The following is a 26,598-nucleotide window of genomic DNA, read 5'->3' on the forward strand; positions in this document are numbered from 1 at the left end:
TAAGATTAAGTAAACGCATGGCGTTTTGCAAGAATTAATTTGTGCCGCGGCCGCAGCGCACTTTTGGCTCCTCATCCATCGCGGTTCTGCTATAATACGGATCTTTCATTATGCACTGAAACCTTACAGGAGGATCCTTCCATGCAAAAATCCTGGAAAATCGAAACCCAGGCGGTCCAGGGAACCTACGCGCCGAAACCGACCGAGCCGCGCATCCCGACGATCTGCCAGAGCACCACCTACAAGTACGACAGCGCAGACCACCTCGCCAAGCTCTTCGACCTCGACCTGCCCGACCACATGTACACCCGCCTCAGCAACCCGACCAACGACGCCTTCGAGCAGAAGATCGCCCTGATGGAAGGGGGCGTTGGGGCCCTTGCGACCTCCTCCGGGCAGGCTGCAACGACCCTGGCGATCCTCAACATCGCCCGCGCCGGGCAGCATGTGGTCGCCGCCAGCACCCTCTACGGCGGGACCTACTCCCTCTTCGCCAACACCCTGCCGAAGCTCGGCGTCGAGGTCACCTTCGTCGACCCCGAGGCGCCCCTGGAGGAGCTGAAACAGGTCTTCCGCCCCGAGACCCGCTGCCTCTTCGCCGAGACGATCGGCAACCCGGGGCTGAACGTCCTCGACTTCGAGAAGTTATCCGCCCTGGCCAGGGAGATGGGGGTGCCGCTGATCNGCTGAACGTCCTCGACTTCGAGAAGTTCTCCGCCCTGGCCAGGGAGATGGGGGTGCCGCTGATCGTGGACAACACCTTCCCCACCCCCTACCTGTGCCGTCCCCTGGAGCACGGCGCCGACATCGTGATCCACTCGGCCACCAAGTACATCGACGGCCACGCCACCAGCGTCGGCGGGGTCATCGTCGACGGCGGCAAGTTCGACTGGACGGGGGGCAAGTACCCCGAGCTGACCGAACCCGACGCCAGCTACCACGGCCTGCGGTACACGGAGAAGTTCGGCCCGGCCGCCTACATCGTCAAGGCGCGCGCCCAGTACATGCGCGATTTGGGGGCGACCCCGGCGCCGATGAACGCCTTTCTCTTCAACCACGGCCTGACCACCCTGCCCCTGCGCATGGAGCGCCACAGCGCCAACGCCCTGGCGATTGCCAAGTTCCTCGAGGGCCATCCCCTGGTCACGTGGGCCAACTACCCGGGCCTGGAGAGCCACCCGAGCTACGCCCTGGCGCAGAAGTACCTGCCCCTCGGGCAGAGCGGCGTGCTCTCCTTCGGCATCAAGGGAGGCCGCGAGGCCGGCGTCAAGTTCATGGAGGCGACCGAACTCATCGCCCTCGTGGTCCACGTCGGCGACGCCCGCAGCTGCGTGCTGCACCCGGCCAGCACCACCCACCGCCAGCTCACCGACGAGCAGCAGGTCGCCTCGGGGGTCACCCCCGACCTGATCCGGCTGTCGGTCGGGATCGAGAACGTCGACGACCTCATCGCAGACATCGAGCAGGCTTTGCAGGCGAGTCAGGGGTAATTGCCCGCCGACAACTTGAACAAACGGACGGCCTCCTTCTCGGGGGCCGTTTTTTTTGTTCAAGCGATACCCTGGAAGGCGGTCTCACGCCCGTTCGCTTCGCTCACTCAAGACGCAAAGCCGCAAAGGAAGTCCTGAAACCGTCTCACGCCCGCTCGCTATGCTCGCTCATGGCCGCAAAGGTCGCTAAGGATATCCAAGGCCAAAAGCCTCTTTTCTGTTAAAGGCCAAATGCTGTCCCCCCTCTCGCCGCCGCCGGAGCGGAGCGGATGAATTTGGGGCTAAGCGGACGATTGTCCGAAGCCGCAGGCGAGTTCTCGTCCGCGCCCAATTCATCTGCGCAGCAGAGGGAACCCGCTGTCGCCGAAGGCGATGGCGGGCAAGACGTCGGGGGCGCCCCGGGGTCCAGGGGATGGGGCGGTCAATCCCCTGGTCGCCTGCGGGGGCGAGTCCCCGCGGTTGGTCGGTTATGGTTCACCACAATCGCAACCCACCCCGAAAAACCCTGCCTCACGCCCGTTCGCTTCGCTCTCTCAAGACGCAAAGCCGCAAAGGGAATCCTCAAATCGGCCTCACGCCCGCTCGCTATGCTCGCTCATGGCCGCAAAGGTCGTTAAGGAAACCGGAAACCAAACGCTGCTCTTTTCCCCTGGGCCTCCGCGCGCCTACGGTGCTAATCCTTCGACAGGAGGCCTGTCCCCCTGCATATATCCCCCCCAAGACCCGATTCGCTCAACCTCTCTGGTATAATTTTGGGGAACAAAAACTTATTCTTGACTCGGGGGATATGGTTTACTAATATCTTTTTCCACACTTCCTGGATCATAAGGAGACATCCATGTCCGACGACACCCCGAAAGGCCTCGGCACCCAGGCCGTGCACGCCGGCCAGTTCCCCGACCCGACGACCGGCTCGCGGGCGGTCCCCATCTACCAGACCACCTCCTACGTCTTCAATTCCACGGAGCACGCCGCCGACCTCTTCGCGCTGAAGGAGATGGGGAACATCTACACCCGCCTCATGAACCCCACCACCGACGTGCTCGAGAAGCGCCTCGCGGAGATGGACGGCGGGGCCGCCGCCCTGGCGCTGGCCTCGGGATCGGCGGCGATCACCCTGGCGATCCTCAACCTGGCCCGCTGCGGCGACAACATCGTCTCCTCGAGCGGCCTGTACGGCGGCACCTACAACCTCTTCCACCACACCTTCGCCCGCATGGGGATCACGGTGAAGTTCGTCGATTCGGGGGATCCGGCCGCCGTCGCCGCGGCCATCGACGACGACACGAAGGCGGTCTACACCGAGACGATCGGCAACCCGAAGAACAACGTCGACGACTTCGAGGCCGTCGCCAAGGTCGCCCACGACCACGGCCTGCCCCTGATCGTCGACAACACGGTCGCCACCCCGGCTCTGTTCCGCCCCATCGAGCACGGCGCCGACATCGTCTGCTACTCGCTGACCAAGTTCATCGGCGGCCACGGCACGAGCATCGGCGGCGCGGTGGTCGACGCCGGCACCTTCGACTGGTCGAGCGGCCGCTTCCCCGAGTACACCGAACCCGCCCCCTCGTACCACGGCCTGGTCTACCACGAGGCCCTCGGCAACCTCGCCTACATCCTGAAGATGCGCATCACCCTGCTGCGGGACATGGGGCCCTGCCTTTCCCCCTTCAACGCCTTCCAGTTCCTGCAGGGCCTGGAGACCCTTCACGTGCGCATGCCCCGCCACTGCGAGAACGCCCTTGCGGTGTCCCGCTTTCTCCAGGAGCACCCCTGCGTGGAGTGGGTCAACTATCCCGGCCTTCCGAGCCACCCCGACTTTGATCGGGCCCGGAAGTACCTGCCCGCCGGGGCCGGCGCGATCCTCGGCTTCGGCATCAAGGGGGGCGCACAGGCGGGGGCCCGCTTCATCAACGGAGTGAAGCTGGCCAGCCACCTCGCCAACATCGGCGACGCCAAGACCCTGGTGATCCACCCGGCGACCACCACCCACCAGCAGCTCTCCGCCGAGGAGCAGCTCGCCGCCGGGGTCACCCCCGACTACATTCGGGTCTCGGTCGGCATCGAGGACGCCGCCGACATCATCGCGGACCTCGACCAGGCATTGAGGGGGAGTCAGGGCTGAGGCTTTTACGGGGGATGAAACGACAAAAGCGGATCCTGCAACGGATCCGCTTTTGTATTGGGGCCGGCGACCCCTTGTTTGTCCGCGAGGGCACGACCTCCCCTTCATGAAAAGCCTTTTTATTGCCCTGCCGGACCCCTCATGGTAATGTTCCGTGGTCGATTCGAAAAGACTCACTCGCCCAGGACCCACCTCCCATGCCGAAACGCTTTCTGAAAAACATCGCCGAGTACGGAATGTTCCTCGTTCTGGCCCTGGTTGTCCGGGCCCTGCCGCGAGGGGCCGCCTTCCGCCTCGGCACCCTCCTCGGCCACCTCTCCCGGCACCTGCAGCCGGGCAGGCGCCGCACCGCGGCGGAAAACCTGCGCCTGGCCTTCCCCGACATGCCGGAGAACGAGGTGCGCGAGACGCTCCGCAAAATCTTCGTTCACCTCGGAACGAGCGGGGTGGAGATGCTGCGGCTCGACCTGTTCAAGGGAAAGGCGGACCTGGAGAAGTATTTTTCCTTCGAGGGGATGGAGCACCTGGAGGAGGCCTTCGCCATGGGCAAGGGAGTCTTCCTGCTGAGCGGTCACGTCGGTTTCTGGGAGGTGGGGACCTTCTTCATGCCGACCCTCGGCTTTCCCGTCGACTTCGTCGCCAAGAAGATGAAAAACCCCTACGTGGACCGTTTCTTCACCCGGGTGCGGGAAGCGGCCGGGGGGCGCTGCATCGACAGCAAGAAGGGGGCGCGCAGAATCGTCCGTTCCCTGGCCGAGAACCGCGCGGTCGCGGTTTTGATCGACCAGCACGCCCGGCCGAAGGAGGCGGTGGTGGTCGATTTCTTCAACCGCCCGGCGCACACCACCCCGATCATCGCCCGCATCGCCATGAAAAACGGCACCCCGATCGTCCCCGTCTTCGTCCACCGCACACAGGACAACCACTACCGGGTCACCATCGAGCCGATGATCCTCCTGGAGAAAAAGTCCGACGAAGAGGCCGTCACCCGCGGGACCTCCCTGCTGACCGGGGTCATCGAGGCGGCGGTCCGCGAGGACATCAGCCAATGGTTCTGGGTCCACCGCCGCTGGCGGGCGCAGAAACCGCCGAAAAAGACGGCCGCCTGAGGCCCGCCCCCCTTTCCCACCAGGAATCCCGCCGGCCATGCCGTCAGAGACCCCCTTTCACATCGTCCTCATCGAACCGGAGATCCCCCCAAACACGGGGAACATCGCCCGGCTGTGCGCGGCGACCGGAACCGCCCTGCACCTGGTCGGCCCCCTCGGGTTTTCCCTCGACGACCGCTACCTGCGCCGCGCGGGCCTCGACTACTGGCCGGCGGTGAAGCTGCAGCGCTGGGACAGCTTCGACGAGCTGGCCCGGGCCCACCCGGACGGCCGCTTCTGGTACGCCACGAAACGGGCGAAGATCTCTTACGCCGATGCGGCCTTCGAAGAGGGCGACTTCCTCGTCTTCGGCAAGGAGACGGCCGGGCTTCCGGAGGCGCTGCTGGAGAAGAACCCCGGACGGGCGATCCGCATCCCCATCTTCACCGAGGCGGTGCGCAGCCTCAACCTCTCCACCGCGGCCGGCATCGTCCTCTACGAGGCGCTGCGCCAGGCCGGACGCCTGAGCGACTAGGCGCCTCCCTTCCTTTCGAAATCGAGCAGCCACGCCTTGGTGGCGATCCCCTCCCCGGCCGAATAGCCTGTCAGCTTCCCCCCGGCCCCCATCACCCTGTGGCAGGGAATCGCCAGGGGGTAAGGGTTGGCGGCCATGACCCGGCCCACGGCCCGGGCCGCGCCGGGACGGCCCGCCAGAGAGGCCAGTTTCCCGTAGGCGACGGTTTCGCCGTAGGGTACGTTCGCCAGGGCCAGGGAGACCTGTCGGGCGAAAGGACTGAGCCGCGCCAGGTCGAGGGGGAGGTCGAAGGAGCGCCGCTCCCCGGCAAAGTACTCCTCCAACTGCTCCGCGGCCGCGTCGAGGACGCCGCCGGCGCCCGGCACGGCATTCGGGTGGCGTTCAGCGATCTCTTCTTCGGCGTCCGCCCTGTTTCCCCGGAGAAGGAGCTCCACGAGGGTCCCCTCCCGGGCGACCAGGCCGACCCACCCGACCGGGACCCGGCAGAGGGCGTAGGCCGTCCCTTTCCCGACATCCCCCCTGTTCATCCTCTTCCCCCGAGCCGGCCCCGAACCATAGACAGCGCCTCGCGCGCCTCGGGAATCCCCAGCGCCAGGCACCCCAGCCCGTAGACGAGCACCCCGGCGGCGAGGCCGCCTCCGAGAACCGCCCCCTTCGCCAGGGCGGCGCCGGGAACCGCCCAGGCGCCGTAATCGAGGATATGCCGCACGACGAGGACCATGAGGGCGGTGACGACCCCGACCCGGGCGAGGCTCCAGGCCAGGGGACGAAGCCCGAGGGGGCCGACCTTGCGGCGCAGCGCCACAAGGAGGGCCAGGCCGTTGAAGGCCGAGGCGAGGGTCAGGGCGACGGCCAGGCCGACGTGTCCCAGCGGCCCCATGAGGGCGAGGCCGAGGCCAGCGTTGACCAGCAGGGTCCAGAAGGAAATCACCACCGGGGTGCGGGTATCCTTGCGGGCGTAGAAGGCCGGCACCACAACCCGGCTGACCCCGACGAAGAAGAGACCCGGGGCGAAGGCGGCCAGTGCCGCGGCGGTCTGCTCCACGTCGCCGAAGGAGAAGGCCCCCTTCATGAAGAAGAGGCTGTAGACCGGCTCCGCGCAGAGGACCAGCCCCGCGGCGGCCGGGACCGTCACCAGGGCGATCAGGCCGAGGGCGAAGCGCAGCGATTCCTTCACCCCCTCCCCTTCCCCGAGGGCGGCCTGCCGGCTCATGGCCGGGAGGACGGCCTGGGCGAGGGCGGCGACGAAGATGCCGTTCGGAAACTCGAAGAGGCGCTGGCCGTAATACAGGTAGGAGACGCTCCCCTCCGGAAGGAAGGAGGCGAGCAGGCGGGTCACCACGACATTGATCTGGTAGATCGCCACACCGGCGATCCCGGGAAGCATGAGGCGGGCGATCTTGCCCACGGCGGGATGGGCGAAGCTGAAGTCGAGGCGCAGCCGGATCCCCTTGCGCCGCAGGACCGGGAACTGGGCCAGGAGCTGGACCGCTCCGCCGATCACCACCCCGATCGCCAGGGCGGAGATCGGAATCTCCATGACGGGAGCGAGAAACCAGGCGGTCGCGATCATGCACAGGTTCAGAAAGAGGGGCGAGAGGGCGGGCAGGAAGTAGTGCCCCAGCACGTTGAGCACGCCGGTGACGAGGGCGAGGAGGCTGACGAAGAAGATATACGGGAACATGATCCGGTTGAGCAGGTCGGTAAGGGCGAGCTTCCCCTCGACGGCCCCGAATCCGAAACCGATCCCCCGAACGATCCAGGGAGAACCGACAATGCCGAGCAGGGTCACGACCGCCATCACCAGCAGGAGCAGGGTCCAGCAGACCCGGGCCACCCTCTCGGCCTCCTCCCTGCCCTGCCGGTGGTAGACGTCGGCGAAGGTGGGGACGAAGGCGGCGGTCAGGGTGCCCTCGGCGAAGAAGCGCCGCAGCAGGTTGGGGATCGTGAAGGCCATGAAGAAGGCGTCGGTGCCGAAGCCGGCTCCGAACCAGGCGGCCACCACCATGTCCCTGACCAGGCCCACGACGCGGCTCAGGGCGGTCGCCGCTCCCATGACTCCGGTAGCGCGCGATATTTCCTTCTTCTCGGACATGGCCAGACGTATCTCTCCGGACTGCAGGAAGGCCGGCCGAGGCCGGTCCGATTCGACCGAGAGGGATTATTTTTTTATAATCCCTACACCTAGGTCTCTATCTACCTGAATAACATACCATTTAAGACAAACATTGGACTTATTTTATCTTGACTCCAGTCCTCCCGGGTGGTATAAATCTTCGCGTCGGGGGATGACCCGTCACCATTCCAAAACACTTCCAAAAGGAGACAAACCTTGGCCAACCATAAGTCAGCGATCAAAAGGATCAAGCAAAACGCCAAACGCCAGGCCCGCAACAGCCATATCCGATCGACCATGCGCACCTTCGTCAAGCAGCTTCGCACCGCCGTTGCCGGCGGCGACGTCGAAGCCGCCAAGGTCGCCCTGGAGCGGGTCGTGCCCTATATCGACAAGGCTGCCACCAAGGGGGTCATTCACAAATCGACCGCCAGCCGCAAGATTTCCCGCCTGACCCGCCTGGTGAACACCATCCAGGCTTAGTTCCGACACAGCAAAGCATTTTAAAAAAGGGGCCCTCGAGGCCCCTTTTTTTCGTTCAACGCCCGCCCCCCTGACCCACCAGACCGTACAGGAGCCTGTCGAGCAGGGCCCCTGGACTGCCGCCGCTCGACTTGAGAGCGAGGTCGGTTTCGAGAAAAAGGTTGAAGGCTTCCCGATACTGGGCCGCGTTAAAGCGGCTCGCCTGCTCGGCAATATCCTTCATGAAATAGGGGTTAACCCCGATCCGCCGCGAAAGTTCTTTAAAAGGCACCCCCTGATCCTGCAGTGACCGTGTCTTCCAGAGCTGACGGAAATGACGCACGAGCATCGACAGGACCACGAGCGGAGCGACCCCCTCTTCGAGGAGTCTGCGCAGCAGCCTCGTCGCCTCCCCGAGCTTTCGCCTGCCGAGGGCGTTGGTCAGATCGAAGATGCTGTCTGCCCGGGTGTCGGAGACGATGGCCGCCACGTCCCCCTCTTCGGCCAGGGTCTTTTCCCCCATGTACTGAAAAAGCTTGGAGAGTTCGCCGTGGACTTCCTGCAGGTTGGTCCCGACCCGCCGGCAGAACAGGGCCATGGCCTCTTCGGTCAAGGAGCGCCCGGCCTGCCGCGCCTGTTCCTTGACAAAGGCGGGGATCTGGTTGTCGTAGAGCTTTTTGAACTCGACCAGGGCGCCTCGCTTGCGGAACTCCTGGTAGAACTTGCGGCGCCCGTCGATCTTATCGGCAACGAGGACGAGAACGGTTTCGGGAACGGGGTCCTTCAGGTAGGGGAGCAGGGCGTCGAGTTCGGCGGCCTTGAGGTGCTGGGCGCCCCTGACGATCACCAGTCGCTGCCGAGCGAAAACGGGCAGGGTGCGCACTTCGTCGAGCAGGGCTCCGGCGGTCGCCTCGCGGCCGTCGAAGCTGGTCAGGTTGAAGTCCCTCTCCGCGGGGGGGACGGTGGCGTCCCGGACCCTTCCGAGGGCCTCTTCGAGGGAGAACGTCTCCTCCCCGTAGAGCAGGAGCAGCCCCGGGACCTTGTGCTCATTGAGGGCGCGATTGAGTTCACCGACTGTCATGGTCTACCCGGAGGTGGTTCAGAAACGGTTCACGACGCGAAAGTAAAGTTCTTCGGCAATCCGCTCGGCGGCGAGGGCGGTGGCGGTGGCCTCGTTGTCCTCCTGAAGGGCCTTGTCGTCGGCAGCGGGATACTCTTCGCTCCAGGCGACCTTCCCCTTCCAAAGGACCTTGCCGTCCCGGCCGCGCCGCATGACGGCGTTGATCGTCACTTCAGAGCGGTACTCGGTGATCTCGTCGAGGGCGTCGTAGGAGATCGGCAGAGTGGTGTACGACTGGACGGTGCCGGACAGGACCGCGTCGGCCGCCTTCGCATCCTCGCTCAGGCGCCACCCGCCGCGCCGGGAGAATTGCTCCACCACACGGTTGGTCACGGTGTTCTCGAGAAACGGCTCGGTGGAGCGGTTGGCGAACATGTCCACGTAAACCGTCTCCAGGCCCTCGGGACGGGAGGCGCCGTCCCAGCCGAACCGGTAGCCGCAGCCGCCGAGCAGAAACAGCGCAAGGGCCAGGAGCAGGAACCGGCGCATCAGCCGACCACGACGTTGACCAGCCGGCCGGGCACGACGATCACCTTGCGCAGGGTTTTGCCATCGACGAAACGGGCCACGTTGGAATCGGCCAGGGCGGTCTTCCTGACGGTCTCCTCGTCGGCATCTGCGGGAACCGTCACCTTGCCCCGCATCTTTCCGTTGACCTGGACCACGATGGTCTTTTCCTGCTCGGCCAGAGCCTCTTCGACCCAGGCGGGCCATCCCGCCTTTTCGAGTCCTCCTTCATGCCCGAGGCAGCTCCAGAGCTCCTCGCTCACGTGGGGAACGAAGGGCGCCAGTAGCCGAACGACGGTCTCGAGGGCTTCTCGCAGGGTCGCCGGGCACTCCGCCTTCGCCTCGAAACCGTAGATGGCGTTGACAAGCTCCATGACCGCGGCGATGGCGGTGTTGAAGTGAAAGCGCCCGTCAACGTCCTCGGTCACCTTCTTGATGGTCCGGTGGGTCTGCCGGCGCAGGGCCCGGCCCGCCTCTTCGAAGGGGGCCGTGGAGCCGGCTTCGGGCAGGGCGTCGAGGTTTTCGGAGACGGCCCGCCAGACCCGGTTAAGAAAGCGGTAGCAGCCCTCCACCCCCTGCTCGTTCCATTCCAGATCCTTCTCGGGGGGAGCGGCGAAGAGGGAGAAGAGCCGGGCCGTGTCGGCGCCGTAGCGCTCGATGAGGCTGTCGGGGTCGACGACGTTCTTTTTCGACTTGCTCATCTTCTCGTTGCGGCCGGTCTCGGCCTCGCTGCCGCAACGGGCGCACTTATCGTCCCGCACCTCCTCAGGCAGCAGCCAGCCGTGCTCGGGGCAGGAGCGGGTCTACATGCAGACCATCCCCTGGGTGAGAAGGTTCTTGAACGGTTCGTCGACCTCCATCATCCCCAGGTCCCGCATCACCTTGGTGAAGAAGCGGGCGTAGAGCAGGTGCATGACCGCGTGCTCGATCCCCCCGATGTACTGATCGACGGGCAGCCAGTACTCGGCGGCCTTCCGGTCGACGGGCCCGGAGGCGAAACCGGGGCAAGCGTAGCGGGCGAAATACCACGAGCTCTCGACGAAGGTGTCGAAGGTGTCGGTCTCGCGCCGGGCGCTCTGCCCGCAACGGGGGCAGTCGACCTTGTAGAACGATTCGTTGGCGGCCAGGGGGCTGCCCCCCTCGCCGCTGAACTCCACGTCGTGGGGCAGGACGACCGGCAGGTCCTGCTCGGGGACCGGGATCACGCCGCAGGCGTCGCAGTAGATCACCGGGATCGGGGTTCCCCAGTAGCGCTGCCGGGAGACGCCCCAATCCCGCAGGCGGAAATTAACGGTCTTCTTGCCGAGTCCCTTCTCATCGAGGAAGGCGGCAATGCGTTCCTTGGCCTCGTCGTTGCCGAGCCCGTCGAACTGCCCGGAATGGACCATGGTCCCGGGGCCGGTCCAGGCCTCTTCCATCTGCTCCGGGTCGAGGAGGTCCCCCTCGGGCTGGATCACGACGGTCATGGGAAGGTCGTACTTGCGGGCGAAATCGAAATCGCGCTGGTCGTGGGTCGGAACCGCCATGACCGCGCCGGTGCCGTAGTCCATGAGGACGAAGTTGGCCAGGAAGACCGGCATCCGTTGCCCCGTCACCGGGTTGATGCAGTAGGAGCCGGTGAACACGCCCTCCTTTTCCAGCTCGTCACTGGTCCGCTTGAGCTTGTCCTGTTTCTTGACCCGGGCGATGAAGGCCTCGACCTCGGCGCGGCGCTCATCGGTGGCGAGGGCGAGGGCCATGGGGTGCTCCGGCGCCAGGCTCATGAACGTGGCCCCGAAGAGGGTGTCCTGCCGGGTGGTGAAGACCCGGATCGTCTCTGCGGAACCTTCCCGGGGAAAGTCGATCTCACAGCCGAAGCTCTTGCCGATCCAGTTGCGCTGCATGGTCAGAACAGGCTCGGGCCAGCCGGTCAGGTTGTGCGTTTCCTGAATCAGCTCCTCGGCATAGTCGGTGATCTTGAAAAACCACTGCTCGAGTTCCTTCTGCTCGACCCCTGTATCACAGCGCCAGCAGCAGTCATCCTCGACCTGTTCGTTGGCCAGGACGGTCTGGCAGGCCGGGCACCAGTTCACGAAGGAACTCTTCTTGTAGGCCAGCCCCCGTTCCAGCATGCGAAGGAAGATCAGCTGCTCCCATCGGTAGTAGTCGACGTCACAGGTGGCAAGCTCGCGGTCCCAGTCATATGAAAAGCCCATCTTCTTGAGCTGGACGCGCATGTTGTCGATGTTTTCGTAGGTCCACTTGGCCGGGTGGGTGCCGTGCTGAATGGCTGCGTTTTCTGCGGGCATCCCGAAAGCGTCCCACCCCATGGGGTGGAGCACGTTATAGCCTTGCAGGCGCTTGAAGCGGGCCACGACATCGCCGATGGAGTAGTTCCGGACATGCCCCATGTGAATCCGCCCCGAGGGATAAGGAAACATCTCGAGAAGGTAGAATTTCCGGCGGTCCTCCTCTTCGGAGACCTTGAAGGTCTGGTTCTTGACCCAGATATCTTGCCACTTGCACTCAATGGCAGCGGCATCGTATCGATCTTGCATGTTTCCTCCACGGTAGTGTGGGAAGGGCGGCTCGTGTGGCGACGCGGGCGGCGGGACCGGTTGTATCTCGAAACAAACAGGAAAACCGGCCGAAGCCGGTATCTATCGGAAGGAGTCCCCGAGGGGAAGGGGCGCCAATAGCCGTCCCCTCTTCCTGCCCCCCTGCCCCCGAATCTTCTCTTTACCGGGCAGCGCCGGGAGGGCTCGTTTCGGAGGGAGGGTTATGGAAGGCTCAGGGCCCTTACTTTTCCCGGTAGGTGATGCGCCCCCGGGTCAGATCGTAGGGGGAGAGCTCGACCGTCACCCGGTCCCCGGGAAGGATGCGAATGTAGAACTTGCGCATCTTGCCAGAGATGTGGGCCAGGACCACGTGTCCGTTGTCGAGTTCGACCCGGAACATGGCGTTGGGAAGGGGCTCGATAACCTTCCCTTCGACTTCTATCGCTTCTTCCTTTGCCAACACAGCCTCCTTGCGTGTTCGATAAATGAAAATCCTTGAATCGATTGAAAAACCGGGGCCATTAAACATGAACGCCCCCCCGGTTGTCAAGCCCCTGACTGTCCCGCCTCTGTCCCCCCCGGGGGAGCTCAACCGGGCAGGTTCAACAGCCTTCTGGCCGTCTCCAGGATCCGGGCGGTCTGAATCGGCTTGGTGATGTAGTCGTTGGCGCCGAGGGCCAGCGCCCGTTCCCGGTCTTCTTCCGCCCCCTCTGTGGTGATAATAACAATAGTGACGTCCTTGTAAAGAGGATCGTTGCGGGCCAGGCTGACCAGTTTCAGGCCATCCATGATGGGCATGTTGATATCGGTGAAAATCATGTCGAACTTCTCGTTGGACAGCTTTTTCAGGCCATCCACCCCGTCGCACGCCTCGGTGATGTCCAGCCCTCGAATCCGCTTGAGGGCGAAGAGAATAAGCTGGCGCATGGTGGGCGAGTCTTCGACGACCAGTACTTTGTATGCGGACATGGAATTCCTCCCAGAATCCTACTTGGTCAACATTTCAATAAAACCCTGGATGGTGGACAGCTTCCGCTCGGACTCCGAATAGAGCTTGGAGGAAAAAATGGCGGTCGCGGCATGTCCGGCCAGCAGGGTGAAGAGTTCATAATCGAGTTCGGCAAACTTGTTTTTCTGCACGAGAAGCTTGTAGATGACGATGACCCCGATGACATGCTCCTTGATCTTGAGGGGGATGCAGACCAAGGGGTGCTGGAAGTCCCGGACGTAACCCTCCATATCGTCGATGAAGTAGTTATCCCCGGTCTCCGCCATCTGACCGATGAGCCCTTCGCCGAGATGAATGGTCGGGATTTCGGAGGACTCGATTCCTTCGCTGGCCACGGCCTGAAGGATGTTGGTCTTTTCGTCGAGGAGCATGATCGAGAACTCCTCGGCCCCGACCAGGTTGATGACGATTTCGGTGATCACCTGCAGCACTTCGCGGAAATCGAGGGTCGAATGGAGCTGGTAGGACGCTATGTAGAGATTGGCCAGGCTGTTGTTCTCGGTCTCGACCTCCAGGTAGCGGTTGGCGAAATCGAGGTTCTCGGCCTCGACATGCTTGATCCGGTCGAGTATCTCCTTCTTTTCAGACTCCAGCACGGCGAGGCGCTCGCGCATTTTTTCGAATTCATCGTCGGACGAACTGCCTACGTCCCCACTTTTCTTCGCCGCTTCGTTCAGGTCCAGGACCTGAAAGCGCAGGCGCTCGTTTTCCTTGAGGAGGTCCTGAGTGAACTCTGCCCCCTTCTTGAACATGTGCAGAAATTCCTCGGCCCGCGAGGCCGTCCCCCTATTATCGTCCTGATCGCTCATTCCAGCTCTCCTCAAGCGGAAAAGATTGAACCGCTGGCGGGCATCCTATCAGCCTGCCAGAAAAATTGCCAGTTTAGAAAATCCCCCTTCGCGCCGTTCCACCAGCGCCGAAGGTCACCTCCGGCGGCCAGCCTCGCACCAGCGAAGGATCTCTTCGCCCATCCGCGGCAAGGCCACGACCTGGTCGACCTTTCCTGTCGCGATGGCCTCCTTGGGCATCCCGAACACCACACTGCTCTCCTCGGCCTCGGCCAGGGTCGCGCCGCCGGCATCCTTGATGGCGATGATCCCCTTGGCCCCGTCGTTGCCCATTCCGGTCAGGACCACCCCGAGAATACTCGGCCCGAAGGCCTCGCTGGCCGAGGCGAACATGACGTCAACCGAAGGGACATAACGCTGGTCGGGACCGGGGGACACCACCGAGGCCACGACCTTGTCCCCCCTGGAGCGGAAGAGAAGGTTCTTTCCCCCGGGGGAAATGAGCACCCGCCCGGGTTTCATGACATCGCCGGAGCGCGCCTCTCGAACCTCCAGGGCGCAGACCTTGTCAAGCCTCTCGGCGAAGGCCCGGGTAAAGCCGGGCGGCATGTGTTGAGATATGGCGATGCCGACCGGGATCGGCCCCTTGATGGCAGAAAGGATCTGCTGCAACGCGGGGGGACCACCCGTGGAGGCGCCGATGACGATCTGCCTGAAAGGCCCCTCCCCGCCGACCTCCCATTTCCGACGACTGCGGCCTGCCACGACCTGATCGGCGCCGAGGGCCGAAAGGGACCGGGCGAGAATTTTATTCATGTCGGTGCAGGCGATCTGGCGGACCTTGCGCACCAGGTCATCACGAATATTGGCCAGTGCGGGGGAGATCTTCCCCGGAGGCTTGGTCACGAATTCGACTGCACCGAGTTCCAGGGCCTTGAATACGCTGGAATCCTCGCTCCGGGCCGAAACCACGATCACCGGGGTGTGCCGTTTCTGCATAACCACGCGCAGGAAGGTGAACCCATCCATGCGGGGCATCTCCAGATCGAGGGTAACCAGGTCCGGCTCCAGGTCGAAGAACTTCCGCAGCCCCTCCTCTCCGTCGCAGGCATAGCCGACGACCTCGATCCCGGGAACGACCTCGAGCATTTTCACGATGGTTCTGCGGTTGTAGGCCGAGTCGTCGACCACCAGGACCCGCACCTTCTTGCTCATGCCCGGCCTCCCGCAGTCTGCCCGAGGCCCGGACGCTGGTAAACCATGTCATGAGTGTAGTGCCGCAGCACAAAGGCGTTGCTGATGTTCATAAGCGATTCGGAATGCCCCAGCAAAAGGAAGCCCTCGGGCCGGAGCCGGTTGTGAAAACCTTCGACCACGCGGCGCTTGGCCGCGAGGTCGAAATAGATAATGACGTTCCGGCAGAAGACCACGTCCATGGTTCCGAGAAGGGCGACCCGGGAAGAGTAAAAGAGGTTGAGATGGCTGATGCTGACCAAATTCTTGACCCGGTCCGCTATCTGGAACTTGCCATTGACTTCGGTGAAAAAGCGCCGCTTGTAGGAGGGCTCGGTACTCCGGAAGGAGGAATCGCCGTACTCACCCTTGCGGGCGAGCTGAAGCACGCGTTGGCTGATATCGGTTCCGACGATCTCGATCTGCCAATCGTGAAAGGAGGGGTCATCCAGCAGGAGCATGGCGATGGTGTAGGGTTCTTCGCCCGTGGAGCACCCCGCGCTCCAGATCCTGAGCCGCTTTTCCCCGAGGGTTTCTTTGCGCCTGCGGATTTCGGGAAGGATCTCGTCCGTGAAGGTCTTGAGCTGAAAATCTTCACGGAAAAAGTACGTCTCGTTGGTGGTCAGAACGTTGATGACCTCGGTGAACTCCTGATCCTTGTCCTGGTTGTAACGCAGCAGGTAATAATATTCCTTGAAATTCTTCAACCGGTGGTGCCGGACCCTTTTGCCGAGGCGTTTTTCAAGCAGGTACTTGGAGTCCTCGGTAAAGTGGAGCCCGCAATGCTGATACACCAGGTCCCTGAGCAGTCGGAACTCCTCTTGGTCCATGGGGATTTCGGGGGCAAACAGCATAATGGAAGGATTACCCCTGTGAAATGGGCCACTGGGCCAGAAAATCGCGGATCTCCGCCTGAACCAGGTCATCGTCCTCGACCCGCAGGCGGCGTTCGAGGTGGGGCCTGCTCGCCGGCCCTTCCAGGAATCCGAGGATGCGGATAAAGGTACTTCGCACTTCCCGGTGACGATGGTTGAGCAGTCCGTCCAAAGACGCGGAGATCCAGTCCCGGAATCCCCGCTCTCCAAGCATTTTCAGGGCCGCGTTCACAACCTCCACATCTTCGTGGCCAAGAGCATGAACGAAATGGAGGGAATACTTTTCGAAATCGAGAACTGCAAGAGTCTCCAGGGCGGCAATGACCACCAGGCCGACGGGGTCGTGCAGGGCTTTTTCGATCACGGGAACAGGCGCCTGTGCGCCGAGCAGGCCGAGGGACCTCACCGCCGCTGTGCGCACCCAGGGATCTTCGTCCTGAAGGGCCAGTTCGAGGGGGCGGCTCGCCTGAATATCGCCGGCGCTTCCGAGCACCTCGGCGGCCAGCCGCCTCACCTCCTTGTCCTCATCGGTCAGGGCCAGCATCAGTACCGGCAGGTGTCCCGCGATCGGTTTTCCCTCCAGGGCGCAAATCGCGGCCCGTCGCACCGTCTGTGAGTGGTCCTTGATGGCTAAAGCCAAAAAACCGTCGATCTCTTCGCCCTCGAGACGGCCCAGGACCCGAACGGCCAGAGTCCTCAGGGATGGGTCATCGTGTTCGAGGAGATCCTTCAGGGCGGTCACCGTCTGGGCGGGAAAACTTGCACCAAGCAGGGAGAGTGACTGAAGAGCCGATTCACGAACTTCGTCGGACGGGTCCTCAAGGGCGGTGAGAAGACCGGCAAAGCTCGCCGGATCATCGAGCTTTCCAAGGGCCCGGGCGGAAATTGCCCGAACGTCCTGGTCATCGTCGGACAGCCCTTTCAGCAGGACCGCTGTCCCTTCCCGGCAACCCGTCTCCCCGACCGTGTAGGCCGTCATAACCCTGGCGAAGCTCTCCAGGCCGTCCCAGGCGGGCAGCAGCGTCCGGGCCGCATGGGGACCGAGGGCGACCAAGGCCCGGGCCGCCTCTTCCCTCAGTTCCTCGTCGTCGGCCAGTTCGAGCAGGCGACGGCTGTGGCGTTCATCGCCCAACAGGCCCATGAGCCGGACCGCTGCCAGGCGGACGCGGGGGTCGCCGCTGCCCAGAAGCTCCCCGGGGTCGAGCGCCGCGGCGGCTCCCCCCTCCGGGCGCAGAGAAGAGAAGGCGTCGTGGGAAATCCGCTGTGAAAGACTCTCCAGGGCCACGGCGGCGGCCTCGCGAACCGTGCGCATTTCGTCCCCCAAACCGCCGGCCAGGGACGCGACGGCGTCGGCTCCGCCGACCCGGCCAAGGCACTCGAAGAGGGCCTTTCGCAGCAGGGGCTCTTCCTGAAGGGGAAGGAGTTTTTTGACATCGACCGGGGCGCCGATGCGGCCCAGGGCGTCGAGAATGGTGTACCGGAACCAGAGATCGGCCGTGTCCATGACGTCCACAAGGTGGGGGACCGCCTCGGGCAGTCCGAGCTTGCCGAGGTTCTCCGCGGCCGCCTGGCGCACGTTCTGGTCGGCATCGGCAAGAGCGTCGATCATCGTCTGCAGGCAGCTTCCGTCCCCGATCTCCCCGAGGATGTCGAGAACGAACTTGCGCACGTCCTGCTCGTCGCTGAGAACCTCCTTGAACAGCAGGGGCAGGACAGGCTGGCCGAGGCGGACAAGGATTTCGACGGCTGCGTTGCGCTGGCCGGCATTGTCGTGCTCGTAGAGCAGCCGGGCGACCTCTCCGGCAAACCTCTCGGGAGCGGGCCGGGAGAGGAAAATCTCCGTCGCCTCCTTGCGCACCCGCCAACTGGAGTCTCCCATGGCGCGGTACAGGCAGGGACGGACCTCTTCCTCCGGAGCGTTGCATATCTCGTTGAGAATCCCGAGCCGCTCTTCCTCCTGCCCCGACTCCAGGATTTCAAGAATCTTATCGACCTTCTTCACCGTTTCACCTATACCGTGGAGGCCAGCTGAAGCTCCCGCTGCTGCCGCTCAATAAGGGCGCTGAAGGCGTTGCCCAGGAAATCCTCCTGCCGGGCAAGTTCGGGAGCGACCCGTTGGTTGAAGAGGCGACGCCCCTCTTCAATCTCTTCGGACAGCAATTCAAAAAACGTGCCACCACGGACCCCCTCCTCGACCCGGTCCTGATTATACAGGACAATATCAGAGACGATGATGTGAGCGAGACGGCGGGCCTTGTCTTCCTCACCGGTCAGTTCCGTGGCCGATTCGCCCCCTTCGGTCCTGCGCAGAGCCTCATCGAGTTCCTGGCGCTCTTCAGCCACGGCAGTGCCCTCCCCGGCTGCAACGGGCGGCGCTGGGGCTGGGGCCTCGACCCCGATCCCGACCAGTTCGCGAATCTTCGGAACCAGATCGCCGGGGATGTGGTGCTTCTCCAGGTAATCGTCGGCGCCGTAGAGGGTCTCGGGCCTGCGTTTGTAGGCCGTTTTGTTGTAAATAGACGACAAGAGGATGATTTTAACTTTTTCGAGTCCGGGGGTGTGACGGATCTTGTCGATCACCTCGAAGGCAAAAACCCCTTGCAGACCGACGTCGAGAAGGACCACATTGGGCCCGAGTTCGGCGATGGACCGCAGGGCCTGATGCCCGTCCTGGCAAGCGGTGCAGGCCATCCCCTCCTTATCGAGAAGGCGACCGATGGAGCCGCACAGGTCCAGGTCACTGTGGCACACAACCACCCGCAGGCCGGAAGGGGGTTGGGGCGCAGGGGTGTCGACCTTGAAAACCCTCTGGCAACGGGGGCACTTCAGAGAGACACGTTTGCCTTGAATTCGCCGGGGCTCGATGCGAAAGCGGGTACGACAGGCGGGGCAACTCAGAGTCATCCTGTCCTCGCGGGGTTAGGGGCTTTGAAAGCGGGAAGCGGTTGCTGGAAGGGGTGCTGATGCATCGTTCATCCTTCGGCCGGATTGGGCAGGGGCGGGAGTTTTTCAAGATCGATTTTTTCTTCGCTGGAGAGGATTTTCTCCAGATCGAGGACCATGACCAGGTCGTCCTCCCGGCGGCATACACCGAGAAAAAACTGCGCCCCCCTTCCTTTCAGGAACTGGGGAGCGGGATGGACCTCTTGGCGGCCGTAGCGGCACACCTCGTAGACATCATCGACCAGAAGACCGACGACCTTACCTCTCATGGCGCATATGATGATGCGCGTCTTGCGCCCCGGTTCCGTGACCGACTGTTCGAAACGTTTGCGCAGGTCGACCACCGGGATGACCGCCCCGCGCAGGTTAATGACACCCTCGATAAAGGCGGGAGCCTTCGGCACGGGAGTCAATTTCTGCGGCCGGATGATCTCCTTGATGCGGAGGATGTCCAGTGCGTAGGTCTCCTCGCCCACCCTGAAGCAGGCCAACTGGACCTCCTGGCGCACTTCCCCCGCTTCAATCGGGGACTCAGTGGACGGGCCGGGGGTGAGGATCATTTTCCGACGAACCTCTGAATGGTTTCGATCACCATGGCGGATTTGAAGGGTTTGGTGATGTACCAGTCAGCGCCGACCTTTTCGCCGCGAGCCATGTCCTCACGGCTTTTTTTGGCGGTCAGCATGATCACCGGCAGGTTCTTGGTGGCCTCGGCGGCCTTGATGCGGCGGCAGACTTCAAAGCCGTCGATCTCCGGCAGCATGATGTCGAGCAGCACCAGGTCCGGCACGTCCTCGGCAAGGGAATCTAGGGCGGCTTGACCGCTGGCCACTCCCTTTACTTCATATCCCTTGGAGGTCAACAGGATACTCTCGAGTTTGAGCAGGCTCTCCTCGTCTTCGACGATCAGGATTCTCTTGTTCGACACCTGTTTTCTCCTTTCTCTACCTCAACAAAGTTCTGCATCCAGAACGCTTGGCAAATGCAAAAGAATCATCATCCGTTCCTGATCCCTCCCCACCCCTTCGACCATGTCCCGGTCCAGGCCGGACAGAACGCCCGGTGGCGGTTCGATCTGCGCGGAATGGAGACGAACGACGTGACTGATCCGATCGACCAGCAGGCCCACGTGGCGATCCCCCTGCTGGCATATGACGATGCGGGACATGGGTGTCAATTCTCCGACTCCCAGATTGAGACGTTTCTTCAGGTCGAATACCGGGGTGATGATCCCCCGCAAAGAGATGATCCCCAGAATGAATTCGGGGGCCCGGGGGATATCGGTGATCTCCCGGGGCTTGATGATCTCACCGACATGCTCGATATCGACGGCGTATTCCTCGGCGCCGAGGGTAAATGCCAACCACTGACGCAGGTCCCGGGTCTCCTCCCGACGGTGATCGATCAGGCCTTGAAGGTAGCTCTCCTCGGTGGCCAGGTCGAGTTCGGGTCGCCAGGCGAACAAAGCTTCCAGAGGATCTACTCCATCGGGTTCGTCCGGCTCAACCGTGCCCATGGAGAAGAACTCAGGTTCGTCCCCGACCTGAGGAGCCCCCTGGATGGAGGAAGCGTTGCGCACCGGAGCGGACTTGACCGGTGGCGGCCCTCCGACGTCCCTTGCCTTATCAGGCGCTTGCTTGGCTTTTTTTCGGATTTCGGCGAGATCCATCGATCCTTCCCCTCATTAGCCCAGATTCAATTCACCCATGACCGCGTCCATGACCTCCGGGCCGATGCGGTGCGCTTCTCGCCCGAACCCTTCGAGCAGGGCCAAAGAGGCTGCATGGTTGATTTTTCGCGGGATGCCGCCGGAATAGTCAAAAATCCGTCCCACGGCCCCGGGCAGAAAGAGACCGGGTTCCCCCCCTGCGACCTGCAGGCGATGATCAAGGTAGTCGCCGGTCTCGTCGAGGGTCAACGGTTTAATATCAAATTGCATGCCAATGCGCTGACGCAAAGGTTAGTAGACCCGGTGCGCCAGCCTCTTCCTCAATTCGGGCTGCCCCATCAGGACGACGCTCATCAGGTTGCGGTCGTCGAGTTGAAAATTGGTCAGCAACCGGATTTCGTCGAAAGTCTCCTTGTGAGGAACGAGCTGCGCCTCGTCGATGACCAGCACCGGACAAACCCCCTCTTGGTACAGACCGTAAAGCTCTCCACCGATCTGCTCCAGCAGATCGGTCTTTAACCGTGACGGTTCCTGAATCCCGAGGCGCCGGGCCAGGGTTCTGAGGAACTCCAGGGGCGTCAGACGCGGGTTGATAAAGAGGATGATCTTGTAGCCGTCCTCCAGCTGATCCATCAAGGCCCTGGAGAGGGTGGTCTTGCCGCAGCCGATCTCCCCGGTAAGGAGAATCAGATCGCGCTCCTCGACGGCGTAAAGCAGCCTCGACAGACCTTCGCGATGCATTCGGCTTCCGAACAGAAAGCGCGGGTCGGGGGTTTTGCTGAAAGGCCTTTCGGCCAACCGGTAGAACCCCTTATACATAAAAGGCCGTATCTCCGCGCAGGGTCTCGCTCATCAGGCCACCGACATCGAGGACCAGGATGGTCTTCTGGTTGCCGAGGTCCGCCGCGCCGGCGATCCCCTTCACGAAGGAGAGGGAGCTGCCGAGAGACTTGATAACCACGTCCTGTTGGCCGAGCAACTCGTCGACAACGATTCCCATGCGTTTCTCGGCCAACCCGACCACTGCGACGAAACATCGCTGATCGCCCCTTTTGCTGCCCGCCAGCTGGAAAACCTCCCCGAGACGCAGCAGGGGCAGTGTGCTTTCCCTGAGCTGAATCACCTCCCGGCGCTCGATGGTTCGAATTTCCCCGGGCTCGACCATGAGGGTCTCCATGACCGCGTTAATGGGGACCGCGTAGGTCTTGGTGCTGACGCGGATGATCAGCGCCTTGATGATTGCCAGGGTGATGGGAAGAGTGATGGTGATCGCGGTGCCTTGCCCCACCTTGCTGTCGATCTCGATCATCCCGGAGAGGGCGGAAATATTATTTTTGACCACGTCCATGCCGACCCCTCGGCCCGACAGGTCACTCACCTCTTCGCAGGTGGAGAACCCGGGCAGGAAGATGAGGTCATAGATGTCCTCCCGGCTCAGCTCGGTTCCCTCTTCGATAAGCTCCTTCTCCAGGGCCTTGCCGCGAACCTTGTCGGGATCGATGCCGCGGCCGTCGTCGTTGACCTCGATCACCACGTGATTGCCCTTTTGGGACGCGTTCAGACGGATGGTCCCTTTTTCGGGCTTCCCTCTGGATTGCCGCTCCGCGGCGCTCTCGATGCCGTGATCGATGGCATTGCGGATAATATGCATGAGGGGATCAGAGAGGTCTTCGACGATAAGCTTGTCCAGCTCGGTTTCCGCACCGTGAATTTCGAGGGCGACCTTCTTGTCGTGTTCATGGGCCACCCGCCGCACGATTCGTGTCATCTTTTCGAAAAGCTGCCCGACGGGAACCATGCGCACCTCGAGAACCCCCTTCTGCAGCTCCTCCAATCGTCGCTCCAGGGTTCGGGTCGCTTTCTGCAGTTCGCCTGCAAGATCGCCGTTGCCGTCGAACTTGAGACGCTCGTTGATGGAGGCGATAGCCCCTTTGGAAAGGACCAGCTCGCCGACGATATTCATCAGGGAATCGAGCTTTTCGATGTCCACCCGCACCGTGCGGCTGATCGAACGCAGGGACTCACTGCCTGCGCGATCGTCCTCGTCAGCTACACTGGCGGAAGGGGGAGTTTCCTGGGCCGGCTCTTCCTTTGCCCCGGTTTTCTTTCCCTGGATCACCGCCTCCACCGAGAGGCCGTCACGGTCCAGACGGCTGGAAATCTGCTCGGGAGAGCAGGACGTCCCGATGAGTATCTGAAAGGCGATCTGGTCGCTGAGGTCTTCGGCGAGGGGAAGGGTGCTGATGACCTCCCATTCCTTCTTGAGAGTATCGGTGATTTCGGCCAACTCCACATCGAAGCTGCCAAGGTCGAAGGCGGCCTTGACCCGGACCAGGTTGCGACCGTTTTTGACGTTCTCCCAGAGCCGGTGCTCCTCGTACTCGGTCAGGACCTTGAGCAGCTCCGGATCGATTTCCTGCTCTGTCCCGCCGGGGCCGCCGGCTCCACCGCCGCCGAGAATGCTCTCGATGCGCCCGACGAGCGGTCCAAGATCGAGGGTAAAATCCTCATCCTCCCCCTTGCCCTGGACGATGCGGGTCAAGGTGTCGAGGGCCGCGAAAAGGGTCTCCATCACTTAGGCGGTGAGGGGAACCTTGCCGAGACGCAAGCTGTCGAGGAGATTTTCCTTGTAGTGGGCCAGCTGGGAAATATCGTCGAAACCGAACATCCCGGAGAGTCCCTTGATGGAATGGGCCCCACGAAAGATGCTGTTGAGCAGATCGGGGTCGGTCTCACCTCCGGCCGCCTGATCGCCAAGGGCCATTAGATCGAGGTTGAGCTTTTCAATGATTTCCTCGGCCTCGCCCAAGAATTCCCGGACTGCTTGACCTGAAACCTTGTCCGCCATCGATTCTCCTACCCGAGGTACTGCCTGACGAGGGTCTGAAGCTCGTCAGGGGAAAAGGGCTTGACCAGGTAAGCGTCGGCACCGAGCTTCAGGCCCTTTTCCCGGTCCCGTTCGCTTCCCTCGGTGCTGATAATGAACAAAGGAGTGTTTTTGTAATTGGGATGGTTCTTGATAAAGCTGACGAGTTCCAGGCCGTTGATATCCGGCATATTGATATCGGTGATCACCAGATCGACCTTCTCCCTGGGGAGAATACGCAGGGCTTCGAAACCGTTGGCGGCCTCGACAAAGGAATAGTCGTCCATGGTCGCCATGGTGGAAACGATCAGCGAGCGCATGGTCGGTGAATCTTCAGCGATCAGGATCTTCTTCGGCACGCAGGTCCTCCATCGAAAAATCAGGGGCTTGTCTCAGGGGTCAGACCCGCCCCCCCACAAGGCGCCGCTCGATAATGGCCCTCTCCATAGCCAGGCCGGCCTGGGAAAGAAAAATCTCGAACGCCTCGGTGTCCCCGATCGGTTTTTTCTCAGGGAGGTTGTCCCCGTAAATCAGGGCCACGACACGGCCTTCGCTGAGGATGGGCCCGAGGAAAATCTCTTCCGGAACCCCGCCGCCCAGTTGTTTCTGCAGATAGGCATCCCAGGGGCTGTCCCCCGGTCGAACCCTGCAGGGAGAAAACTCCCGAACTGCCTCGGTGAGCCTCGAGGGCTCCTCCCGGGGAATCTTCATGCCCCGGATCCGGACGTCCGCCATCTCCCGATCGAATTCTATACCGAACTGCCCTAATCCTACAATCTCATTTTCCTTGACCGAGAAGATCACCGCCCGATTCATCACCTCGCTGGCGAAGCGAAGAATCAGCAGAACGACCCCACCACCAAGAGAAGGGTTGCTGAGTTCCTGCAGCATCCCCTTGAGCAGGTGAAGTCCGGGGGACTTGGAGCCTTTGCCGGAAAGCGACACCTGATCGAGTTCACCCATTTCGCTGAGCAGTTCCGCACCGATATTAACGAGGGACGGAGACGGGGACGGGACCGGGGCCTGCATCGGCGGCGCAGAATCCGCCCCCTCGGCCAAGAGAGCCTCGAGGTTCAGGGTCGGCTCCTCCCTTACCGCAAGCGGTTCGCCGCGATGTCTCTTCTCGTCGAGAAGACGGCTTCCCTCCATGGCGAGCCATTGGGGATTGAGCCCCTCCTCAACGAAGAAAACAGGGGGATCGATCCCGGCGCCCCCCTCTTCAGCGAACCCGCAGGCTTCGTCGAGCCCGCCCAACTCAAAGGCGAAGGTCCCCTCCGCCCATCCGAAGAAGCTGAAGACAATCTTCTCGACCTGCTCTCTTGCGACCTGCTCTATGGCGTCCTTGGGGACCCCGAAACTCTCGCCGAGAATGGCCCCGAGGGACTGGCGGGTGGTGCCCCGTCTCTGCAGGTGCAGGGCGCCCTTGAGGGTCTCAAGGTCCACGACACCTTTGCGCACCAGGATGTCCCCGAGACCAGCCATGAAGAGACTCGACGTTGCCCGCGTCACCTGGCCGTCCTGGAAGAACATTTTTCCCTGCAGGCCGGGGCCCTCCAGAATCAGAGCCCCCGACTTGCGGCTGAGACTGACGATCTGAAGAATATCCCCCAACCCGAGATCTTCGAGGTTGCCGACAAGACTCATGAATATTCGACCTGATCGTCCCCGCGACCCGGAGTACCGATCATAACAGGTTAAAATTAAACGGAAAAATTAATATATCTCAGGTCAGTAGGGTTGTAAAGGATTTTTCCAGCGCCAGCCCGTTGCCTCCGCGGTCGGCGCTGGCTCATTCCCCGGCGAAAGAGGACTAGAGCCAATCGTCCCTACAAAAAAGGCGCCCAGGTTGCCCTGAACGCCCCAATTCTGCCGGAGAGCAATTACCGCTCCCTATCTTTGAAAACGAGGCGAATCGGCGTCCCCTCGAATCCGAAGACATCTCGAAACTGGTTGACCAGGTAGCGCTGATAAGAAAAATGGACCCCGTCGGCGCGATTGACAAAAATGACAAAGGTGGGGGGACGAACCGCCGTCTGGGTGGCATAAAAGAACTTGAGCCGCTTGCCCTGGAACATGGGGGGCGGGTGGGTCCGCTCGGCGTTGGCCAGGACCTTGTTGAGCGCCGAAGTGGACACCTTCCGGTTGTGCTCCGCTGCGACCCTCTCCACAAGGTTCATCGTCTTGGAAACGCGCTGTCCACTGAGGGCGGAGACGAAGAGAATGGGAGACGTCGGCAGGAACTTGAAGGCGAGACTGAGCCTCTCGACGAACTCACCCATGGTGTTCTTGTCCTTTTCCACCAGGTCCCACTTGTTGACCAGCAGGACAACGGCCCTTCCCTTTTCGTGCGCATAACCGGCAACGGTCAGGTCCTGGTCGGTAACCCCCTCTTCGGCGTCGATGACCACGAGCACCACATGGGCGCGGTCCATGGCCTTGAGGGCCTGGATGACGCTGTATTTCTCGAGGCGCTGGCTGACCCTTCCCTTGCGCCGGATCCCGGCCGTATCGATGAGCAGGTAAGGTTTGCCGTTGTAGGTGAAGGGGGTGTCTATGCTGTCGCGGGTCGTCCCGGCGGCGGCGTTGGCCACAACCCGCTCGTAGCCGACCATCCGGTTGACGAGGGAGGATTTGCCGACATTGGGCCGACCGACAATCGCCAGGCGAACCTCCTCGTTCCTGTCCCTGGGGGCCTGGCCCTTCGGAAGCAGGCGCAGCAGGGCCTCGATCAGGTCACCGATGCCGCGGCCGTGCTCCGCGGAAATCGAAAAAATCTGATCCACGCCGAGCCCGTAGAACTCGGCGACGCCCAGCTCCTGCTTCTCGCCGTCGACCTTGTTGACCACGAAGAGAACCGGCTTCTCGGCCTGGCGCAGCAACTGGGCCACCTCCTCGTCCGACGGGGTCAACCCCTCCTTGCCGTCCATGACGAACAGGATCACGTCGGCATCCTCGACCGCCAACTGGGACTGCTCCCGCATCTGCACCAGCAGGCGCTCCTGGCTGACGGGCTCGAAACCGCCCGTGTCTATAAGGGTGAAGGGAGACTCGAAGCGGGTCACTTCGGCGTAGTTTCGATCGCGGGTCACGCCGGGAAAATCCTCGACGATAGCCCGGCGCCGGCCGAGTATCCGGTTAAACAGGGTCGACTTTCCGACATTGGGTCGGCCGACGATAGCGACAATGGACATGGTAATCTCTTTCCCCGCCGGGCCCTCGGCCCGGCCAAAAC

Annotated in this window: 27 protein-coding genes and 2 pseudogenes; 6 read left to right on the top strand and 23 right to left on the bottom strand. The window is 62.4% G+C overall.

From position 1 onward, the window contains the following. Positions 1-141: 141 nt before the first annotated feature. The 5 genes and pseudogenes from C0617_RS13950 to C0617_RS13970 all read left to right on the top strand — a co-directional run. Positions 142-684: PLP-dependent transferase (locus C0617_RS13950; RefSeq protein ID WP_291317650.1), on the top strand; the 543-nt coding region annotated here is incomplete at its 3' end. Position 685: 1 nt separating this feature from the next. Next, a pseudogene (locus tag C0617_RS13955) lies at positions 686-1,490 on the top strand (PLP-dependent transferase); the annotation flags it as partial. A gap of 838 nt (positions 1,491-2,328) precedes the next feature. Then, the gene (locus C0617_RS13960) at positions 2,329-3,618 is read left to right on the top strand and encodes an O-acetylhomoserine aminocarboxypropyltransferase/cysteine synthase family protein (protein ID WP_291317651.1); all 1,290 of its coding nucleotides are present in this window, start codon (positions 2,329-2,331) and stop codon (positions 3,616-3,618) included. A 197-nt stretch (positions 3,619-3,815) separates the two neighbouring features. Then, positions 3,816-4,727, top strand: a complete 912-nt coding sequence (locus tag C0617_RS13965; protein WP_291317652.1) for a lysophospholipid acyltransferase family protein — start codon at positions 3,816-3,818, stop codon at positions 4,725-4,727. 37 nt (positions 4,728-4,764) lie between these two features. Continuing rightward, positions 4,765-5,241, top strand: a complete 477-nt coding sequence (locus tag C0617_RS13970; protein ID WP_291317653.1) for a tRNA (cytidine(34)-2'-O)-methyltransferase — start codon at positions 4,765-4,767, stop codon at positions 5,239-5,241. On the opposite strand, the gene C0617_RS13975 is transcribed toward C0617_RS13970, so the two are convergent. Next, positions 5,238-5,768 (bottom strand): methylated-DNA--[protein]-cysteine S-methyltransferase, encoded by a 531-nt coding sequence (locus C0617_RS13975; protein ID WP_291317654.1) that lies wholly within the window; start codon positions 5,766-5,768, stop codon positions 5,238-5,240. The genes C0617_RS13970 and C0617_RS13975 overlap by 4 nt on opposite strands. Beyond that, positions 5,765-7,336: a murein biosynthesis integral membrane protein MurJ gene (gene murJ, locus C0617_RS13980; RefSeq protein ID WP_291317655.1), complete on the bottom strand. Its 1,572-nt coding sequence runs from the start codon at positions 7,334-7,336 to the stop codon at positions 5,765-5,767. The genes C0617_RS13975 and murJ overlap by 4 nt, the downstream gene beginning before the upstream one ends. A 237-nt stretch (positions 7,337-7,573) precedes the next feature. On the opposite strand from murJ, the gene rpsT reads away from it, so the two are divergent. Further along, positions 7,574-7,840, top strand: coding sequence for a 30S ribosomal protein S20 (gene rpsT / locus C0617_RS13985; protein WP_291317656.1), 267 nt, complete (start codon positions 7,574-7,576; stop codon positions 7,838-7,840). Positions 7,841-7,895: 55 nt separating this feature from the next. Here rpsT and holA read toward each other — a convergent pair whose 3' ends face one another. From holA to der, 21 genes and pseudogenes are all read right to left on the bottom strand, one after another. Then, complete coding sequence (gene holA, locus C0617_RS13990) at positions 7,896-8,900, bottom strand: DNA polymerase III subunit delta (RefSeq protein WP_291317657.1); 1,005 nt, start codon at positions 8,898-8,900, stop codon at positions 7,896-7,898. Positions 8,901-8,918: 18 nt separating this feature from the next. Then, complete coding sequence (locus C0617_RS13995; RefSeq protein WP_291317658.1) at positions 8,919-9,428, bottom strand: LptE family protein; 510 nt, start codon at positions 9,426-9,428, stop codon at positions 8,919-8,921. After that, positions 9,428-10,018, bottom strand: coding sequence for a class I tRNA ligase family protein (locus C0617_RS14000; protein WP_291317702.1), 591 nt, complete (start codon positions 10,016-10,018; stop codon positions 9,428-9,430). Before C0617_RS14000 ends, C0617_RS13995 begins: the two co-directional genes overlap by 1 nt. 15 nt (positions 10,019-10,033) lie before the next feature. Beyond that, positions 10,034-11,983 (bottom strand): annotated as a pseudogene (gene leuS / locus C0617_RS14005) (leucine--tRNA ligase); the annotation flags it as partial. A gap of 241 nt (positions 11,984-12,224) precedes the next feature. Further along, positions 12,225-12,443: a translation initiation factor IF-1 gene (gene infA / locus C0617_RS14010; protein WP_291317659.1), complete on the bottom strand. Its 219-nt coding sequence runs from the start codon at positions 12,441-12,443 to the stop codon at positions 12,225-12,227. A 128-nt stretch (positions 12,444-12,571) separates the two neighbouring features. After that, the gene (locus tag C0617_RS14015) at positions 12,572-12,952 is read right to left on the bottom strand and encodes a response regulator (RefSeq protein ID WP_291317660.1); all 381 of its coding nucleotides are present in this window, start codon (positions 12,950-12,952) and stop codon (positions 12,572-12,574) included. 18 nt (positions 12,953-12,970) lie between these two features. Continuing rightward, positions 12,971-13,801 carry a GAF domain-containing protein gene (locus tag C0617_RS14020; RefSeq protein ID WP_291317661.1) on the bottom strand — a complete coding sequence of 277 codons (831 nt, stop codon included), beginning with the start codon at positions 13,799-13,801 and terminating at the stop codon, positions 12,971-12,973. Positions 13,802-13,915: 114 nt separating this feature from the next. After that, on the bottom strand, positions 13,916-14,995 hold the full coding sequence (locus C0617_RS14025; RefSeq protein WP_291317662.1) for a chemotaxis response regulator protein-glutamate methylesterase: 1,080 nt from the start codon (positions 14,993-14,995) through the stop codon (positions 13,916-13,918). Further along, positions 14,992-15,870: a protein-glutamate O-methyltransferase CheR gene (locus C0617_RS14030; protein ID WP_365889359.1), complete on the bottom strand. Its 879-nt coding sequence runs from the start codon at positions 15,868-15,870 to the stop codon at positions 14,992-14,994. Before C0617_RS14030 ends, C0617_RS14025 begins: the two co-directional genes overlap by 4 nt. A 7-nt stretch (positions 15,871-15,877) precedes the next feature. Then, positions 15,878-17,890, bottom strand: coding sequence for a HEAT repeat domain-containing protein (locus tag C0617_RS14035; protein WP_291317664.1), 2,013 nt, complete (start codon positions 17,888-17,890; stop codon positions 15,878-15,880). Between the two features lie 8 nt (positions 17,891-17,898). Continuing rightward, positions 17,899-18,792 carry a response regulator gene (locus tag C0617_RS14040; protein ID WP_291317665.1) on the bottom strand — a complete coding sequence of 298 codons (894 nt, stop codon included), beginning with the start codon at positions 18,790-18,792 and terminating at the stop codon, positions 17,899-17,901. Between the two features lie 68 nt (positions 18,793-18,860). Beyond that, positions 18,861-19,322 (bottom strand): chemotaxis protein CheW, encoded by a 462-nt coding sequence (locus C0617_RS14045; RefSeq protein WP_291317666.1) that lies wholly within the window; start codon positions 19,320-19,322, stop codon positions 18,861-18,863. 65 nt (positions 19,323-19,387) lie between these two features. Next, positions 19,388-19,759 carry a response regulator gene (locus C0617_RS14050; RefSeq protein WP_291317667.1) on the bottom strand — a complete coding sequence of 124 codons (372 nt, stop codon included), beginning with the start codon at positions 19,757-19,759 and terminating at the stop codon, positions 19,388-19,390. A 21-nt stretch (positions 19,760-19,780) separates the two neighbouring features. Continuing rightward, positions 19,781-20,500: a chemotaxis protein CheW gene (locus C0617_RS14055; RefSeq protein ID WP_291317668.1), complete on the bottom strand. Its 720-nt coding sequence runs from the start codon at positions 20,498-20,500 to the stop codon at positions 19,781-19,783. 15 nt (positions 20,501-20,515) lie between these two features. Next, positions 20,516-20,770 (bottom strand): hypothetical protein, encoded by a 255-nt coding sequence (locus C0617_RS14060; RefSeq protein WP_291317669.1) that lies wholly within the window; start codon positions 20,768-20,770, stop codon positions 20,516-20,518. 21 nt (positions 20,771-20,791) lie between these two features. Then, positions 20,792-21,241: an ATP-binding protein gene (locus C0617_RS14065; RefSeq protein WP_291317670.1), complete on the bottom strand. Its 450-nt coding sequence runs from the start codon at positions 21,239-21,241 to the stop codon at positions 20,792-20,794. A gap of 70 nt (positions 21,242-21,311) precedes the next feature. Next, a complete protein-coding gene (locus tag C0617_RS14070) occupies positions 21,312-23,072 on the bottom strand; it encodes a chemotaxis protein CheA (protein WP_291317671.1) in 1,761 nt (586 codons plus the stop codon). Positions 23,073-23,075: 3 nt separating this feature from the next. Further along, complete coding sequence (locus tag C0617_RS14075; RefSeq protein WP_291317672.1) at positions 23,076-23,348, bottom strand: Hpt domain-containing protein; 273 nt, start codon at positions 23,346-23,348, stop codon at positions 23,076-23,078. Between the two features lie 8 nt (positions 23,349-23,356). Then, entirely contained in the window at positions 23,357-23,725 is a 369-nt protein-coding gene (locus C0617_RS14080) for a response regulator (protein ID WP_291317673.1), read from the bottom strand. A 40-nt stretch (positions 23,726-23,765) separates the two neighbouring features. After that, positions 23,766-25,010, bottom strand: a complete 1,245-nt coding sequence (locus C0617_RS14085; RefSeq protein WP_291317674.1) for a DUF4388 domain-containing protein — start codon at positions 25,008-25,010, stop codon at positions 23,766-23,768. Positions 25,011-25,246: 236 nt separating this feature from the next. Then, positions 25,247-26,557 carry a ribosome biogenesis GTPase Der gene (gene der / locus C0617_RS14090; protein WP_291317675.1) on the bottom strand — a complete coding sequence of 437 codons (1,311 nt, stop codon included), beginning with the start codon at positions 26,555-26,557 and terminating at the stop codon, positions 25,247-25,249. Positions 26,558-26,598: the final 41 nt, after the last annotated feature.

Origin of the sequence: Desulfuromonas sp. (assembly GCF_002868845.1) — a bacterium.
In the GTDB taxonomy this organism is placed as follows: domain Bacteria; phylum Desulfobacterota; class Desulfuromonadia; order Desulfuromonadales; family BM501; genus BM501.

Excerpts from the sequence above, each read along its gene's own strand:
- C0617_RS13965 (WP_291317652.1), top strand. The coding sequence starts at position 3,816 with ATGCCGAAACGCTTTCTGAAAAACATCGCCGAGTACGGAATGTTCCTC.
- C0617_RS14065 (WP_291317670.1), bottom strand. The coding sequence starts at position 21,241 with ATGCATCGCGAAGGTCTGTCGAGGCTGCTTTACGCCGTCGAGGAGCGC.
- C0617_RS14060 (WP_291317669.1), bottom strand. The coding sequence starts at position 20,770 with ATGCAATTTGATATTAAACCGTTGACCCTCGACGAGACCGGCGACTAC.
- der (WP_291317675.1), bottom strand. The coding sequence starts at position 26,557 with ATGTCCATTGTCGCTATCGTCGGCCGACCCAATGTCGGAAAGTCGACC.
- C0617_RS14075 (WP_291317672.1), bottom strand. The coding sequence starts at position 23,348 with ATGGCGGACAAGGTTTCAGGTCAAGCAGTCCGGGAATTCTTGGGCGAG.
- C0617_RS14055 (WP_291317668.1), bottom strand. The coding sequence starts at position 20,500 with ATGGATCTCGCCGAAATCCGAAAAAAAGCCAAGCAAGCGCCTGATAAG.
- C0617_RS14040 (WP_291317665.1), bottom strand. The coding sequence starts at position 18,792 with ATGACTCTGAGTTGCCCCGCCTGTCGTACCCGCTTTCGCATCGAGCCC.
- C0617_RS14015 (WP_291317660.1), bottom strand. The coding sequence starts at position 12,952 with ATGTCCGCATACAAAGTACTGGTCGTCGAAGACTCGCCCACCATGCGC.
- holA (WP_291317657.1), bottom strand. The coding sequence starts at position 8,900 with ATGACAGTCGGTGAACTCAATCGCGCCCTCAATGAGCACAAGGTCCCG.
- C0617_RS13970 (WP_291317653.1), top strand. The coding sequence starts at position 4,765 with ATGCCGTCAGAGACCCCCTTTCACATCGTCCTCATCGAACCGGAGATC.
- C0617_RS14020 (WP_291317661.1), bottom strand. The coding sequence starts at position 13,801 with ATGAGCGATCAGGACGATAATAGGGGGACGGCCTCGCGGGCCGAGGAA.
- C0617_RS14025 (WP_291317662.1), bottom strand. The coding sequence starts at position 14,995 with ATGAGCAAGAAGGTGCGGGTCCTGGTGGTCGACGACTCGGCCTACAAC.
- C0617_RS13995 (WP_291317658.1), bottom strand. The coding sequence starts at position 9,428 with ATGCGCCGGTTCCTGCTCCTGGCCCTTGCGCTGTTTCTGCTCGGCGGC.
- C0617_RS14085 (WP_291317674.1), bottom strand. The coding sequence starts at position 25,010 with ATGAGTCTTGTCGGCAACCTCGAAGATCTCGGGTTGGGGGATATTCTT.
- C0617_RS13975 (WP_291317654.1), bottom strand. The coding sequence starts at position 5,768 with ATGAACAGGGGGGATGTCGGGAAAGGGACGGCCTACGCCCTCTGCCGG.
- C0617_RS13960 (WP_291317651.1), top strand. The coding sequence starts at position 2,329 with ATGTCCGACGACACCCCGAAAGGCCTCGGCACCCAGGCCGTGCACGCC.
- murJ (WP_291317655.1), bottom strand. The coding sequence starts at position 7,336 with ATGTCCGAGAAGAAGGAAATATCGCGCGCTACCGGAGTCATGGGAGCG.
- C0617_RS14070 (WP_291317671.1), bottom strand. The coding sequence starts at position 23,072 with ATGGAGACCCTTTTCGCGGCCCTCGACACCTTGACCCGCATCGTCCAG.